Genomic DNA, 13,729 nt, shown 5'->3' with positions numbered 1-13,729 from the left:
CCCTGCAGGACCCGCCCTCCGACGACATCTGCTATGCGACCTCTAACCGTCAGGGCGCTATCAAGGAGATTGCTCCGAAGGCTGATCTGGTGATTGTGGTGGGTTCGACCAACTCGTCGAACTCTGTGCGCCTGAAGGAAGTTGCCCTGGAATACGGCGCTAAGCAGGCCTACCTGGTGGACTACGCCAATGAGGTTGATGAGGCCTGGTTTGAGGGTGTGACCACCGTGGGTCTGACTTCTGGTGCCTCTGTGCCCGAGGTGCTGGTGCAGGACGTGCTGCGTCTGCTGGCAGACTACGGTTACGTTGACGTTGAGAAGTTTGAGACCGCCAAGGAAGATATTCTCTTCTCGCTGCCTAAGGAGCTCCGCGCGGCCCTGAAGAATGATTCGGGTGAGCCCGCGATGCGATTGGGAGGACGAGGAGCGAAGCCGAGCCGGTAAAATCGCGAAGCGACCGGCTCGGCTTCGCGGCGAAGTCCTCTTCCGTTAAAAATTTGCCCACGATTGGGCAAATTTAGGAAGTGAGGATTGAAGCCGACACAGTAAAATCGCGAATCGCATTCCTGGCGAGCTCATAAGAAAAGGCCCCCGTCTGGGGGCCTTTTCTTGTGGGGCTGGTTAGCTGGGGATTAGGCCGTAGATGACGGCTGAGAAGGCTGCGATGCCTGAGATCACCACGAAGATGTTGGAGAGTTTGCCGCGGTAGGGGGCTAGGGCCGGTACCTTGTGGATGGCCCACATGGGCACGATGAAGAGTACCAGGGCCATGACGGGGCCTACCAGTGATTCTATGAGGGAGAGGACGCTGGGGTTCAGCACGGCTGCGACCCAGACGGTGACAACGATGAAGACGTTGATTGCGGTGTTGAGGGCCTTGTCGCTGATGCGTTTTTTCTCGGGGTCGAAGTTTTTACGGACGATACCTGCTGCTCCTTCGTGCCCGCCGAGCCAGTGGCCGAAGTAGGAGGAGACGATGGCAGCGATGGCTACGATGGGGCCGAGCCAGTTGATGAAGGGGGCGTCGAATTCGTTGGCCAGGTAGGAGAGGATGGGGAGGTTGGAGGTGCGGGCTTCAGCGAGGCCGTCCGGACCGATAGCTAGCACGCAGGACCAGACAAAGCCCATGGTGAAGACGGTTAGAATGATGGAAGTAACGCGGAGCACGCGGGATGCCTTGACCGAAGCGAAGCCGTGGTACTGCTTGCGCATAGCCACTGAGAACTGGGAGATAGCTGCTGCGTGGTAGAAGGAGAAGATGAGTACCGGCAGCATGAGCCAGAGGGTCATCGAGAAGTTGCCGGGGGCCGGTACCTGGCTAAAGCCGTCGAGCGACCAGTGGGGGATGAGGTAGAGGGTGAGCGCGGCGAGTACCAGAATGAGGGGGTAGACCAGGAACTGGGTCACCATGAGCATGAATTTTTGGCCGATAATCATGACGGCGCTCATGGCACCGACGAGCAGGGCGGCGAGGAGCCAGCGGGGCAGGGGTTCTAGCCCGAACTGGTTGGTCAGAAAGGAGTCAACGGTGTTGGTGATACTGACACCGTAAATGAGCAGGATGGGGTAGATGGAGAGGAAGTAGAGCAGGGTAAAGATCTTGCCGAAGCCTCGGCCGAAGAATTCTTCGGCTACCTCTGTGATATCTGCTGTTTGTTTGGAGCTGGCGGAGACCATGCGGGAGAGCCCCCGGTGGGCGAGGAAAGTCATGGGCCAAATCAGGACGGTTGCTGCCAGCAGAGGCCAGACACCACCGGCGCCCGCGTTAATGGGGAGAAAGAGGATGCCCGCGCCGACGGCGGTGCCGAAGAGGCTGACGGTCCAGGCTGTGTCTGTGCGGTTCCACCCCGGCGCCCGGGTTGCGGCGTCCCCCATTTCTATGGCTGCGGTGGAGACATCGGTGTATTCGTGGCTGTCCTTGTGAGACATACAAAAAAACTCCTAGATTCACATCGTTGTGAGATACGTGTACTTATTATTCTAGCCTTTTTTGTGCGAGCCATGCAGAATGAGCCTATGCCCTACCTCTTTCTCGCGCTCGCCATTGGCTCGGAGCTCATTGCCACCACCCTGCTGAAATACACTGAGGGGTTCACCAAACTGTGGTTTACCCTGGGCTGCCTGGTGGGTTACGGTTTTGCCTTTTTTATGCTGTCGCTGGCGGTTCGGGACATCCCGGTCGGAGTCGCCTACGCCCTCTGGTCGGGGCTGGGCACCGCTGCCATCGTCGCCATCGGTGCGGTCTTTCTCGGGGAGCCCATCACCCTGGTCAAGGTGGTGGGCATTTCCCTGATTGTTGCCGGGGTGCTGGTGCTCAACCTGGGCGGAGCTAGCCACTAGTTCTGGTAGCAGATTTCTTCCCAGACAGGCCGGTAGCCTAGCTCCTCATTGACCTTGATTATGGCCGGGTTGACCGCCGAGTTCATGGTAATAATCTGCCGAAGGTGGGGTGCGGACGCCAGCAGGCGGGTATGGCTGAGCACCTTGAGGGTGCGTGAGAGGCCAAGGCCGCGGTGCTCTGGCATGACTACTGTAGATTCCTGCCAGGCTGAGACATTGCGTGTATCGGTGGGATAGGTCAGGGCTGTTATCGCTGCAATCTTTCCTCGGTGTAGGGCAGCCGCATACATCAGTTCATCTACCTCTAGCTGGTGGTAAGCAGCTGCGGCTGACTCTAGGTGTTATTCGGGAATTTTGTGTTCCCAAACCTCAAAGGTGTAGGCGGGGCCGGCTATTGTCTTGCGCTCAGCCGCCTGCGCGAGGTCAGTAGGAATTGGCAGGGGAGCGATTCTCGTGATAGCAGAATTCTTAGGTTCTAGGCCTAGAAGAGCCGCAACCCTATTGATGGACGTCCTTGTTGCCATCCTGCATGAGGTAGCCGTAGTAGGTGATGTGGGGGGGCGTCCGCTGGGCTTGATAGCCTCTTCCAGACTCCGCCCTTCAGCCTCGGGGTGGACGGCAAGAAGGAAGTTCAGGCCATCCAGATTCTCTTTGAGGGGGAGCGACACCAGTACAATACCGAGAATCTACCCTTGAACCTCAGCAATCCAGCGGTGGTTTTCATAGTAGCTGGAGGGCGCAAGAATAGCCCGCCGCTCTTCGACCGTTGTGGTGGATGGAAAACCGTAGAGCTTTTCATCGCAGGCAGATTCTAGAGCATTGAGCTGCTCCGTATCGGCATCGGAGTCAAGGTTGATAGGGCGAATGATGATGTCCCGAGGTGAAAACTGCGATACTGTCATGCTGACCAGCATAAAATACTGTGCCCTAAGTAATAAGAGGTGGGTGTGCGGAAGTTGCCTGATCTCCCCACTGGGGTTGGGCGTCCGCACCGCGTGCAGGGCTTCTCCAGCGCTTACGCGCTCGCTTGACTCACCCCTGTAAACTAGAAACCGTGGCTTTAACTATTGGAATTGTGGGTCTGCCCAACGTCGGCAAGTCGACCCTCTTTAACGCACTGACCAAAAACAACATCCTGGCAGCGAACTACCCCTTCGCGACCATCGAACCCAACGTGGGCGTCGTCAACCTGCCCGATGAGCGCCTGACTCGCCTGGCCGAAATCTACGGTTCCGAGCGCATTCTGCCCGCAACCGTATCCTTCGTCGACATCGCCGGTATTGTTCGCGGCGCCTCCGAGGGCGAAGGTCTGGGCAACCAGTTCCTCGCCAACATCCGCGAGGCCCACGCCATCGCCCAGGTCGTCCGCGCCTTCGATGACCCCGACGTCATCCACGTCGACGGCAAGGTAGACCCCGCCAGCGACATGGAAACTATTAACACCGAGCTGGTGCTGGCTGACCTGCAGACCCTGGAAAACGCTATTCCCCGCCTGGAAAAGGCCGTCAAAATCAAGAAGGGCGACCCTGCCCAGCTTGAGGAATACAAGAAGGCCCAGGCTGTACTGGAAGAGGGCGACACCCTGATTTCTAAGTACGAAGAAGCCAAGATTGACATGGCCCTACTCAAGGAACTGAACCTGCTCACCTCCAAGCCCTTCATCTACGTCTTTAACTCGGACGAGGGTGTCCTCGCCTCTGAGGAAAAGCAGGCTGAACTGCGCGCCATGGTTGCCCCCGCTGAGGCTGTCTTCCTGGACGCCAAGCTTGAGGCCGACATGGTTGAGCTCTCTGAAGAAGAGGCTCGCGAAATGCTAGAGATGAGTGGCCAGGACGAGTCTGGCCTCGATAAGCTGGCTCGCGTCGGCTTCTCCACCCTGGGTCTGCAGACCTACCTGACCGCTGGCCCCAAGGAAACCCGCGCCTGGACCATCACCAAGGGCGATACCGCCCCCCAGGCTGCCGGCGTCATCCACACCGACTTTGAGCGCGGCTTCATCAAGGCCGAAGTTGTTTCCTTCTCTGACCTGGACGATGCCGGCACCATGGCTGAGGCCAAGGCCCGCGGCAAGGTCCGCATGGAAGGTAAGGACTACATCATGCAGGACGGCGACGTGGTGGAGTTCCGCTTCAACGTCTAGCCTCCAAACCAGATTTACCCTTGGAAAAGTGCAAGTGCCCCGCGTTAAGTGCGGGGCACTTGCACTTTTTCAATGGCGTCTTAGGTGCATGTGCGGTGTGTCGTTCACCTCTCGTAAGCATGCTTTGGCACAATAGGTGATAACAAGTTCACTGATGAAAGAAGGTTTATCATGAAAGCACGTCTAGCGTTCATCGCCGGTGCAGGTATCGGTTATGTTCTGGGTGCTCGCGCAGGCCGCGGCCAGTACGAAAAGATCAAGACCCAGGCCGCTAACGTCTGGAACGATCCCAAGGTACAGAACGGCATCAAGACCGCCGAAGAAACCATCAAGGAACAGGCCCCTGTCGTTGCAGAAAAGGCCAAGGAAGCCGCTGTAGCAGGTGCCGAAAAGGCTAAGGAAGCTGCCGCCGCAGGCACCGAGAAAGCCAAAGAAAAGGCTGAAGAGGTCAAGGACGCCCGCGCCGAGGCTAAAGCCGAGAAGCAGGTAGAAAAGGCAGAAGCTAAGGCCGAAAAGGAAGCCGAGAAGGTTGACAAGAAGGCCCAGAAGCTGGTCGACGAGGCCCCTGCCGACATTGTCTCAGACCCCGCTACCGACATGAACGACGAAGGCCCCGCACCCACCAAGTAAGGCCCCTACGTATAGCCCCAGAACCTTCCGCTCTTCGACGCCCCGAAGAGCGGGAGGTTTTGTGCTTCTATCTGGGATAATGGGGAGCGACCTAGACACCACCTAACTTTTGGAGACCCCTATGTCTGATGTCCCCACACCCGCCTGCCCTGCCTGCACTGAAGAGTACTCCTACCAGCAGGGGGACCTCTGGGTCTGCCCCATGTGCGGCCATGAGTGGGCCGAAACCGATGCTGCTGAGGCAGAAGAGACCGGCTCCAAGGTGCTCGATGCCGTCGGCAACGAGCTGGTAGACGGCGATTCCGTCACCATCACCAAGGGCCTCAAGGTCAAGGGCGGTGCCGACATCAAGGCTGGTACCAAGGTGCGCGGTATCCGTCTGCTCGAAAGCCCCGTCAACGGCCACGACATCGAAGCTAAGGTTCCCGGCGCAGGCCAGATGTACCTGAAGTCCTCCGTGGTCAAGAAGAGCAACTAACCCCCTGAAAGCAGTGGCCCACTCATGAAATGGCTAGTGTGGGCGGTGGCAATAGCCGCCTACGTGTTCTCAATTATCAACCGCAGCTCCTTCTCGGCGCTGGGGGCCACTGCCCAAACCCACTTTGGGGTAGAGGCGACAGCTATTTCCCTTTTCATCATGCTGCAGCTGGTGGTCTACGCCAGCTGGCAGGTGCCGGTGGGTGCCCTGCTGGATCGTAAGGGGGCGCCGGTGCTGATTGCCGGTGGGTTGACCCTCATGACGGCTGGCCAGTTTCTTCTGGCCCAGAGTGACACCGTACCCCTGGCCCTGCTGGCGCGTGTGCTGGTGGGCAGCGGGGACGCCTGTATCTTCGTCAGTCTGATTCGCCTGATTTCAGACTGGTTTACTCCTAAACAAATTCCGGTGGTCAATCAAATGAGCGCCAATATGGGCCAGCTGGGTCAGCTGGTTGCCGTCACGCCTCTGGTTACCCTGGTGGGTGCCCTGGGCTGGCAGGGCGGCTTTACTGTTCTCGCCGCTATCGGTTTTTGCCTGCTGCTTCTGGCTCTATTCACGCTCAGGCCGGCTCCCGGCAAGGCTACCGTTGCCCAGGGGCTGGGCCGCCGAGCCCGGCGCGGACGGGGGAGCGCGTCCGCCCGGCGTCCGCTCCCTAGCCAGGAAGAAGCCAACCGGGCCCGCACCGACCACCCCTACCCCGTCACTGATTCCCTGCCCGTGCTTCCCCCGGCCACGGGCCCAGGTTTTACGGCCTCTATCAGGCAGGTGCTGGCCTACCCGGGTGTGCGCCTGGCCTTTTGGGTGCACTACGTGACGGCCTCCATGATTTTCTCCATTATGCTTCTGTGGGGGCATGCCCTTCCTGACCGGGGGCCTGGGCTACAGCCAAGCCCTGGCCTCGGGCATCGTCAGCACCGTGGTAGCCTCCATTGTCATTGCCGGGCTCTTCACCGGCTCGATTCTCTCCCGCTTTTCACCCTACCGGGTGCACATCGCGGTGGGTAGCAGCCTGCTCAACCTCAGCCTGTGGTCCCTGATTTTCTTCTGGCCCGGAATTGCCCCCACCGCCCTGGTATACGCTGCGGCTATCACCCTGGGTATCAACCCCGGTGTCCATGGCAGCTTTTGAGGTGGTGCGTTCGCACGTAACCCAGCATCAGCGCGGCCTAGCCACGGGCATCGCCAATATGGGTGGCTTCGTAGGGGCCCTCACCATCGTGTTCCTCATCGGCCTGATTCTTGACAGCCTCGGCGCCGGCACTCCCGAAACCTATACTCTTGAGGCCTTCCGTTGGGCTATGGCCAGCCACATTCCGGTGATTCTGCTGGGCATTCTCATGATTGCCCTGCTCTACCCCAAGGCCAAGCGGGCGCTGACAGGCAGGGCGCAGACGTCCTAGCTCCTCAGGGGCGGACGCCCGCCGCCCTTCCCAGCAGGCAGGCGGCAAACGCACGGGAAGGGGTGCGGTATCTTGCCCACATTTTCTGGTTTTCACTGGGCAGGTGCTACTGCGGTCTTTAGAATTAAAAGCCGCACACCACGCCTTACCCTGTGAAGGAAACATGACCAGAAAATCAGTCGTCCTGTTCACTAGCCTTGCTCTGCTGGCTCTTACCGCCTGCCAGCAGGAAGAAGCCATTACCCGCGTTGACCCGCAGACCGCTTCGGCAAGCGCAAGTTCAGCATCGCCCAGCCCGACCCCCACCATTGAGGCGACCACCGAACCCACCACCGCAGAGCCGACCCCCGAAGACCCCTTCTCGGGCACAGTCTTTGCCGAGAGCGGCGTGACCTTCTTCGTCCCCCAGGACTACGTGCAGGACGCAGCACCCTCCCAGGCAGAAATCTTCACCTACCAGTTCACCCACTACCGTAGCGCCGAGGATGCCGCAGGCCGTTTTATGGTGGGCACCCCCTACAATGACGAGCAGGGGCGGAACGCCGAAGAGATGGAGAAAGAGACCGTCACCAGTCTCACCCCGGCCTGGTCTATCAACGAGACCGTTGAGACCATCAACTACACCCGTGAAGACGGTGTGCGAGTGATTCGCTCCGAGGTACGTTTTGCTTCGAGTAACGCCCCCGGCTACATCTTTACCCTGGATAACGGGCACGAGCTGATGCACGCCGCTATCTTGATGGATGACGCCAACCCCGACTTTGTGAAGAAGATTGAGGATTCTATCGGCTTCGCCTGGTAGTAGGTGCCCTAACGAGAAACCATACACAAACAGCGGGTGGAACCGGTGCCGGTTCCACCCGCTGTGGCGTTTAAGCAGTTTTGCTGTAGGTTTACCCGTTTTTAGTTTTCTTCTGCGGTCTCTTCGGGGGTGTTGAGACCAGTTACGCCCTCAGATAGGGCAATGAATTCGTCGATATCTTCCTGGGTGGCATAGGGGACGGGGTGCACGAGCAGCTCGTTGATGCTGGAACGGAAGACGTAGCTGAGATTGACCGGGTCTGAGCCCTTGCCGCCGATAATAGCCTTGGTGGTCAAGCCGTAGCTGAGCATGGTGAGCTGGTTAGCCTGCACCTTAATGTCGGTTTCGGCCTTGATTTGGCCTGCCTCATCGAGGTGCACCAGCATATCGTAGAAGAGGGTGCGGATGCGCTCCAGGCTGGTGACCGAAATATTCTTGATTTCGGGGGTAGAGCGTAACTCAGCCACCATACCCAGGGTAATACGTGAAACCGCGTGGGAGCGCGGGGTGAGCGGAATAAAGTGCTCAAGAATCTTGACGGTGTTGAGCACATCCTGGCCCTGAACCGCTACCGCCCGCATGCTGGCTTCGGTCTCTAGGCTGATAAGTTCCAGGGCATAGGTGACCAGTTCGACGCGGCTATCGAAGGAGTGGCGCAGCGAGCCGGTGGAGATACCGGCTTCGGCTGCAACATTGCGAATGGTGATAGCGCTGACGCCGCGTTCGTTGAGGAGCTTCCAGACGGCCTGGGAAATGACTTTCTTGCGTTCATCGTGGTCAATGAGCTTAGGCACTGAAGAACTCCTGACTGAAGTAGTCGAGATCCTGCTCTTCGGGGTAGGTGAAGATTTCCAGCAGGGTCTCGAAGTGGGTGAGTATGGGGGCCATGAGCTCTTCGTCGCTGGCTTCACCGTCGGTGAGCAGGTAGAGGCAGCTGATACCCCACAGCAGGGCTACGAGCTTTTCTACCTCTAGGTCGATATCGATATCGTCGCGCACAAAGCCCTGGGCCCGCAGCTGGCTGAGCAGGAAGCCGTAGGCGTAGAGGAAGTCCTTTTCATGGGACTGCAGAATCTTGGTGATACCGGGAATCGTTGAGGCATCGGCCAGCATGCCCGCAACCACGGTAATAAAGAGCTTGCCGTCTTCAGAGACGGGGGAGAGCTCGGTGAAGATTTCTTCGAGGCTGTAAATCAGCTCGTAGTTGAAGGTGCGGCTGGTCAGAGCCCTAATGAAGCGCTTGCCCACATAGTCGAGAGAGAACTGCATCATCTCTTCGTGGGAGGGGAAGACGTGGCGCAGGGAGCCTGTAGAGATGCCAGCTTCAGCGGCTACGGTTCGCACAGATACGCCGCGAACGCCTTCACGGGCTAGCACCGCCCAGACTGCCTGGGCGATTTCTTGTTTTCGTTCTTCGTGGTTGATGAGTTTTGGCACAGTTTTACTTTAGATGGTGGTGTGGTTACAGATGCCGCCCCCTGTCTTTTTTCGGGGGATGAACGCCTTTATGACGTGGTACGGCGGGGTTTTATGACGCTAGGTAGGACGCCAGGTGCTCGCCGGTAAGGGTACCGGCTGCGGTGAGGGCGGTAGGGGTGCCCTCAAAGACGATTGTACCGCCCCCGTGACCGGCCTCGGGGCCAACATCAATAATGTGGTCAGAGTGGGCGATGACGGCCTGGTGATGCTCGATGCAGAGCACGGTGGTGCCGGCATCAACCAGCTGGTCGAGCAGGGTGAGGAACTGCTGAATATCGGCCAGGTGCAGGCCTGTGGTGGGTTCGTCGAAGATGTAGATTCCGCCGGGTTCTGCCATGTGGGTGGCGAGTTTGATGCGCTGACGCTCGCCGCCGGAGAGGGCGGAGAGGGGCTGGCCGAGGGTGATGTAACCCAGGCCCACATCGACCAGGCGCTGCAGGATTTTGGTGGCGGCGGCCAGCTTGGTGTCTTTGGCGCTGAAGAAGGTGAGGGCATCGGCAGCAAAGAGAGCCAGAACGTCACTGATGTTCTTGTCGCCCAGGCGGTATTCGAGCACGCCGGGGGAGAAACGCTTGCCCTCGCAGGCCTCACACACGGCGGTGGACTTTTCCATGAAGCCCAGCTGGGTTTCTATCACGCCGGTGCCCTTACACTCGGGGCATGCACCCTCAGAGTTGGCTGAGAAGAGGGCGGGCTTGACCCCGTTGGCCTTGGCGAAGGCCTTACGGATAGGTTCAAGCAGGCCCGTGTAGGTAGCCGGGTTGGAACGCCGGGAGCCCTTGATAGGGGCCTGGCCGATGTAGATGATGCGCTCTTCGCCGTCTGTGTGCTGGTCGAGGAGCTCTGCAATCAGGGAGGACTTGCCAGACCCGGCTACGCCGGTGAAGGTGGTGAGGACGCCGGTGGGCACGGCTACCGAGACATTTTTGAGGTTGTTGCGGATTGCGTTAGCAACCTGCAGGGCCCCGGTCGCCGGGCGGACGGCGTCCTTAAGCCCCTGCCGGTCGTAGAAGTGGCGGGAGGTGACGGTATCTGCCTGCTTGAGCCTCTCGAAGGCCCCGGCGTAGACCACGGTGCCACCGGCTGAACCGGCGGCCGGGCCCATATCGATGATGTGGTCGGCAATAGCGATGGTCTCGGGCTTGTGCTCTACCACCAGCACGGTGTTGCCGCGGTCGCGCAGGCGCAGCAGAAGCTCGTTCATCTTGGTGACATCGTGGGGGTGCAGACCCGCGGTGGGCTCGTCAAAGACATAGGTGACGTCGGTGAGCGGGGAACCCAGATGGCGCACCATCTTGGCACGCTGGGCCTCACCACCCGAGAGGGAGGAAGCAGAACGGGAGAGGGCAATGTAGCCCAGGCCGATAGTGACCATAGAATCGAGCAGGTGCTCCAGCGCAGCGAGCAGGGGAGCGACCTCGGGGATATCCTGCTCACGCACCCAGGCGAGCAGGTCGGTAACCTGCATGTCGCAGAGCTCAGCAATGTTCACCCCGTTGACCTTGGAAGCCAGGGCAGCCTGCGACAGGCGGGTGCCACCGCAGTCAGGGCAGGGGACAAAAGTGACCGCCCGGTCAACAAAAGCACGAATATGGGCCTGCATGCCCTCCTTATCCTTGGAGAGCATAGACTTCTCGATGCGGGGCACCAGACCTTCATAGGTCATGTTGATGCCCGCAATTTTCATCTTGGTGGGCTCTTTGTAGAGGAAATCGGCACGCTGTTGCTTGGTGAAATCCTTGACCGGAATATCGGTGGGGTAGAGGCCCGACTCCTTGTAGAGGCGGGCGGACCAGCCGCTGGTAGAGAAACCGGGCACCTTGAAGAAGCCCTCGTCCTCCATGGTCAGGTTCTCGTCAAAGAGTTCAGCCAGGTCAATCTGGCTGGTGCGGCCCAGACCCTCACAGCGGTTGCACATACCGCCGGTACGGGAGAACGTAACGTGTTCGGCCTTGCCGTCGCCCACCTTGCGAGCACCGGTGCCCTGCACGGTCGCCTGGTTGAAAGAGAAAGCGGTGGGGGAGCCCAGGTTGGGGGTGCCCACGCGGGCAAAGAGCATGCGGAGCATGGGGAGGGCATCGGTGGCGGTACCCACCGTCGAACGGGGGTTAGCCCCCATACGCTCCTGATCGACGATAATAGCGCTGGTCAGCCCCTCAATCGCATCGACATCGGGCCGATCCTGGTGGGGCATAAAGCCCTGTACAAAAGCCGAGTAGGTTTCGTTAATAAGACGCTGGGACTCCGCAGCCACCACCCCAAAAGCCAAGGACGACTTACCCGACCCCGACACACCTGTGAAGACCGTCAGACGGCGCTTAGGAATCTCAACCGAAACATTCTTGAGATTATTATTGCGAGCACCCGTAATACGAATAGTCTGATGGGAATCAGCGGCGTGAGCAGTAGACACGAAATCTCCCTAAAGTGCGAAAGTTAGCTGCACACCAGTCTATCGAATCCCTCACCCCGGCTAAGACCTACGGTTCCCCGCACAGCGCAACACCTTGCACCACCCCGGTTGCCTGCGCCACAATACAACTATGGCTACTACACATCTTGAAGGCAATGACGTACAGACCGTAGGCGACCTGCCCGCCGTAGGTTCCACAGCACCCGCATTCACCTTGGTGGGCACCGACTTCGACGCGGTCAGCTCAGACTCATTCGAGGGTAAGAACCTGGTCCTCAACATCTTCCCCTCCATTGACACCGGCGTCTGCGCCACCTCCGTCCGTAAATTCAACGAAGAAGCATCCAAGCTCGAGAACACCACCGTCGTGTGCATCTCCAAGGACCTGCCCTTCGCCCTGGGCCGCTTCTGCGGCGCTGAAGGCATCGAAAATGTTGTCTCAGCCTCAGCCTTCCGCGACTCCTTCGGCGAAGATTATGGCGTCACCATGTCCGACGGCCCCCTGGCCGGCCTGCTGGCCCGCTCCGTTGTCGTCGTCAACGCCGCCGGTGAGATTGTCTACACCCAGCTCGTCGACGAAATCACCACCGAGCCCGACTACGAGGCAGCGCTCGCAGCTTTCTAAAACCAACATCACTTACGCGGTGGGTATATCCCTTCCGCCTGCTGACCCTCTCCCAGCTCGTGCTGGGGTGCTCGCTGGGATTCATGCCAGCCCCAAGCCAGCAGGCTTCCAGGGATATACCCACCGCTGTGTGCAGGGGCTGGGTGCAGCTATCTCTTGTCTCTAGAGCACCCAGTTAGCAAGCACCACGCAGGTTGCTGTACCCACAATGAGGGAGAGCGCCAGGTTCTTCCGCCACAGGTGGGTAGCAACAGTCACTACCGCTCCGGCGAGGTAGGGTAGGGCCGTCTCGCGGGAAGAGTAGTCGATTTTTGCCATCACGTAGAAGCCCAGGCAGATGATGGCACCCATGGGCAGCCAGGCGGCCAGGTTAGCAACCAGGGCCGAATCTTTGAGCACGGACTTCACGCCGAAAGGAATCAGGCGCAGGGCGAAGGTGATGCCGGCGGCCAGGAAAATAGCCGAAAGTATGTAACCGGTGTTAGGCACGGGGAGCCTCCTTCTCAGAGGTAGCGGCGTGCTGGGCGACAGCGTGACGGATCATGAGCAGGGCCACCAGGGTCAGCAGGGAGACCAGCAGCATAGAATGCGGGGCGAGGACGATGGCCGTCAGCGAGGCGGCTACCGCAAGGGACGCTGTGATGTGGTCCTTGACCGCCCGGTAGGCGTCGATAGAGAGCACCAGGAACATGCCCGTCATCACGAAGTCGACGCCCTCTAAATGGGAGAGAAAAGTGGCTCCCAGAATCACGCCCAGAGTGGAGCCGCCCCACCAGGAGAGCCAGAGAACCACAGAAACCGTCATGATGCGGGAGCTGCGAAAATTCTGCGACCCCGGGGCGGTATTCAGGGCGTAGGCCTCGTCGCAGAGCATATACACAGTCAGGGCCTTAGCTAGGTTCCCCTTGACGTTCTGCAGGGGATAGGAGATGCCGTAGACCAGGTGCCGGGCGTTCATGAGCAGGGTGGTGGAGGCAATCAGGCTCAGCGGGGTAGAAGTGGCAATCATGCCTACCAGCAGGAACTCCACCGACCCGGCAAAGACAATAGCTGAGAGAGCTGGGGCAACCCACCAGGGCAGGCCTACCGAAGCGACCAGCACGCCCAGGCCCATGCCCATGACCACAAAGCCGATGCAGAGAACGCCGGCTACGCGCAGGCCTTCTCTGAAGCCGCTTTCGCCGGGGAGCTGGTTGATGTGTTCCCCCGTAATGGGTGCGGACGTCGTCGCCCCGCCAGTAGGGACCGGCTGATTAGCGGGGGCGGGGGTAGAAGGCACTGATAGCTGACCTGTATCTGGGCTGGTGTGGTGCATAGCAATAAGTTTAGATAAAACTAGAGAAACGTCAATTTTCTGATCAGTATGTAACTGCTTGCCTCATCAGAAATAAAACCTGTGCTGGCGCCGTTACCCGGGTACCGG

The 13,729-nt window shown here is 59.3% G+C and carries 17 protein-coding genes and 1 pseudogene; 10 read left to right on the top strand and 8 right to left on the bottom strand.

All coding sequences use genetic code 11. From position 1 onward, the window contains the following. Positions 1–443, top strand: a pseudogene (locus E4U03_RS11485) (4-hydroxy-3-methylbut-2-enyl diphosphate reductase); the annotation flags it as partial. Positions 444–620: 177 nt separating this feature from the next. On the opposite strand, the gene E4U03_RS11480 reads toward E4U03_RS11485, so the two are convergent. Further along, positions 621–1,928 carry an amino acid permease gene (locus tag E4U03_RS11480; protein WP_135013867.1) on the bottom strand — a complete coding sequence of 436 codons (1,308 nt, stop codon included), beginning with the start codon at positions 1,926–1,928 and terminating at the stop codon, positions 621–623. 87 nt (positions 1,929–2,015) lie between these two features. Here E4U03_RS11480 and E4U03_RS11475 point away from each other — a divergent pair, with 87 nt between their 5' ends. After that, positions 2,016–2,339 carry a DMT family transporter gene (locus E4U03_RS11475; protein WP_135013866.1) on the top strand — a complete coding sequence of 108 codons (324 nt, stop codon included), beginning with the start codon at positions 2,016–2,018 and terminating at the stop codon, positions 2,337–2,339. On the opposite strand, the gene E4U03_RS11470 is transcribed toward E4U03_RS11475, so the two are convergent. Then, positions 2,336–2,629: a hypothetical protein gene (locus tag E4U03_RS11470; protein ID WP_135013865.1), complete on the bottom strand. Its 294-nt coding sequence runs from the start codon at positions 2,627–2,629 to the stop codon at positions 2,336–2,338. The genes E4U03_RS11475 and E4U03_RS11470 overlap by 4 nt on opposite strands. 396 nt (positions 2,630–3,025) lie before the next feature. After that, on the bottom strand, positions 3,026–3,241 hold the full coding sequence (locus E4U03_RS11465; protein WP_135013864.1) for a hypothetical protein: 216 nt from the start codon (positions 3,239–3,241) through the stop codon (positions 3,026–3,028). 152 nt (positions 3,242–3,393) lie between these two features. On the opposite strand from E4U03_RS11465, the gene ychF reads away from it, so the two are divergent. The 7 genes from ychF to E4U03_RS11435 all read left to right on the top strand — a co-directional run bounded on the left by ychF (position 3,394) and on the right by E4U03_RS11435 (position 7,789). Continuing rightward, positions 3,394–4,479: a redox-regulated ATPase YchF gene (gene ychF / locus E4U03_RS11460; protein WP_135013863.1), complete on the top strand. Its 1,086-nt coding sequence runs from the start codon at positions 3,394–3,396 to the stop codon at positions 4,477–4,479. Positions 4,480–4,650: 171 nt separating this feature from the next. Continuing rightward, the gene (locus tag E4U03_RS13220) at positions 4,651–5,109 is read left to right on the top strand and encodes a hypothetical protein (protein WP_194210413.1); all 459 of its coding nucleotides are present in this window, start codon (positions 4,651–4,653) and stop codon (positions 5,107–5,109) included. Between the two features lie 121 nt (positions 5,110–5,230). Further along, positions 5,231–5,587 carry a zinc ribbon domain-containing protein YjdM gene (locus E4U03_RS11450; RefSeq protein ID WP_167752416.1) on the top strand — a complete coding sequence of 119 codons (357 nt, stop codon included), beginning with the start codon at positions 5,231–5,233 and terminating at the stop codon, positions 5,585–5,587. Positions 5,588–5,611: 24 nt separating this feature from the next. Then, entirely contained in the window at positions 5,612–6,592 is a 981-nt protein-coding gene (locus E4U03_RS11445) for an MFS transporter (RefSeq protein WP_135013861.1), read from the top strand. Beyond that, positions 6,585–6,716 carry a hypothetical protein gene (locus tag E4U03_RS13595; protein WP_265588594.1) on the top strand — a complete coding sequence of 44 codons (132 nt, stop codon included), beginning with the start codon at positions 6,585–6,587 and terminating at the stop codon, positions 6,714–6,716. Before E4U03_RS11445 ends, E4U03_RS13595 begins: the two co-directional genes overlap by 8 nt. Then, entirely contained in the window at positions 6,703–6,987 is a 285-nt protein-coding gene (locus E4U03_RS11440) for a hypothetical protein (RefSeq protein WP_135013860.1), read from the top strand. Before E4U03_RS13595 ends, E4U03_RS11440 begins: the two co-directional genes overlap by 14 nt. 163 nt (positions 6,988–7,150) lie before the next feature. Beyond that, complete coding sequence (locus tag E4U03_RS11435) at positions 7,151–7,789, top strand: hypothetical protein (RefSeq protein ID WP_135013859.1); 639 nt, start codon at positions 7,151–7,153, stop codon at positions 7,787–7,789. Between the two features lie 101 nt (positions 7,790–7,890). Here E4U03_RS11435 and E4U03_RS11430 read toward each other — a convergent pair whose 3' ends face one another. The 3 genes from E4U03_RS11430 to E4U03_RS11420 all read right to left on the bottom strand — a co-directional run bounded on the left by E4U03_RS11430 (position 7,891) and on the right by E4U03_RS11420 (position 11,681). Further along, positions 7,891–8,583 (bottom strand): TetR/AcrR family transcriptional regulator, encoded by a 693-nt coding sequence (locus E4U03_RS11430; RefSeq protein WP_167752415.1) that lies wholly within the window; start codon positions 8,581–8,583, stop codon positions 7,891–7,893. Beyond that, positions 8,576–9,226, bottom strand: a complete 651-nt coding sequence (locus tag E4U03_RS11425) for a TetR/AcrR family transcriptional regulator (RefSeq protein WP_135013857.1) — start codon at positions 9,224–9,226, stop codon at positions 8,576–8,578. The genes E4U03_RS11430 and E4U03_RS11425 overlap by 8 nt, the downstream gene beginning before the upstream one ends. A 91-nt stretch (positions 9,227–9,317) precedes the next feature. Further along, positions 9,318–11,681, bottom strand: coding sequence for an ATP-binding cassette domain-containing protein (locus E4U03_RS11420; protein WP_135013856.1), 2,364 nt, complete (start codon positions 11,679–11,681; stop codon positions 9,318–9,320). A 130-nt stretch (positions 11,682–11,811) separates the two neighbouring features. Between E4U03_RS11420 and tpx the strand changes: the two genes are divergently transcribed. Then, positions 11,812–12,306, top strand: a complete 495-nt coding sequence (gene tpx / locus E4U03_RS11415; RefSeq protein ID WP_135013855.1) for a thiol peroxidase — start codon at positions 11,812–11,814, stop codon at positions 12,304–12,306. Positions 12,307–12,468: 162 nt separating this feature from the next. On the opposite strand, the gene E4U03_RS11410 is transcribed toward tpx, so the two are convergent. Further along, complete coding sequence (locus tag E4U03_RS11410; protein ID WP_135013854.1) at positions 12,469–12,795, bottom strand: branched-chain amino acid transporter permease; 327 nt, start codon at positions 12,793–12,795, stop codon at positions 12,469–12,471. After that, positions 12,788–13,585: an AzlC family ABC transporter permease gene (locus tag E4U03_RS11405; RefSeq protein ID WP_167752414.1), complete on the bottom strand. Its 798-nt coding sequence runs from the start codon at positions 13,583–13,585 to the stop codon at positions 12,788–12,790. Before E4U03_RS11405 ends, E4U03_RS11410 begins: the two co-directional genes overlap by 8 nt. Positions 13,586–13,729: the final 144 nt, after the last annotated feature.

Source organism: Rothia nasimurium (assembly GCF_004569295.1).
GTDB lineage: Bacteria > Actinomycetota > Actinomycetes > Actinomycetales > Micrococcaceae > Rothia > Rothia nasimurium_B.
The sequence above is the reverse complement of the archived record's forward strand: the minus strand, read 5'-3'. Positions and strand labels throughout refer to the sequence as shown.

Excerpts from the sequence above, each read along its gene's own strand:
- E4U03_RS11480 (WP_135013867.1), bottom strand. The coding sequence starts at position 1,928 with ATGTCTCACAAGGACAGCCACGAATACACCGATGTCTCCACCGCAGCC.
- E4U03_RS11475 (WP_135013866.1), top strand. The coding sequence starts at position 2,016 with ATGCCCTACCTCTTTCTCGCGCTCGCCATTGGCTCGGAGCTCATTGCC.
- E4U03_RS11470 (WP_135013865.1), bottom strand. The coding sequence starts at position 2,629 with ATGTATGCGGCTGCCCTACACCGAGGAAAGATTGCAGCGATAACAGCC.
- E4U03_RS11465 (WP_135013864.1), bottom strand. The coding sequence starts at position 3,241 with ATGACAGTATCGCAGTTTTCACCTCGGGACATCATCATTCGCCCTATC.
- E4U03_RS13220 (WP_194210413.1), top strand. The coding sequence starts at position 4,651 with ATGAAAGCACGTCTAGCGTTCATCGCCGGTGCAGGTATCGGTTATGTT.
- E4U03_RS11450 (WP_167752416.1), top strand. The coding sequence starts at position 5,231 with ATGTCTGATGTCCCCACACCCGCCTGCCCTGCCTGCACTGAAGAGTAC.
- E4U03_RS11445 (WP_135013861.1), top strand. The coding sequence starts at position 5,612 with ATGAAATGGCTAGTGTGGGCGGTGGCAATAGCCGCCTACGTGTTCTCA.
- E4U03_RS11440 (WP_135013860.1), top strand. The coding sequence starts at position 6,703 with ATGGCAGCTTTTGAGGTGGTGCGTTCGCACGTAACCCAGCATCAGCGC.
- E4U03_RS11435 (WP_135013859.1), top strand. The coding sequence starts at position 7,151 with ATGACCAGAAAATCAGTCGTCCTGTTCACTAGCCTTGCTCTGCTGGCT.
- tpx (WP_135013855.1), top strand. The coding sequence starts at position 11,812 with ATGGCTACTACACATCTTGAAGGCAATGACGTACAGACCGTAGGCGAC.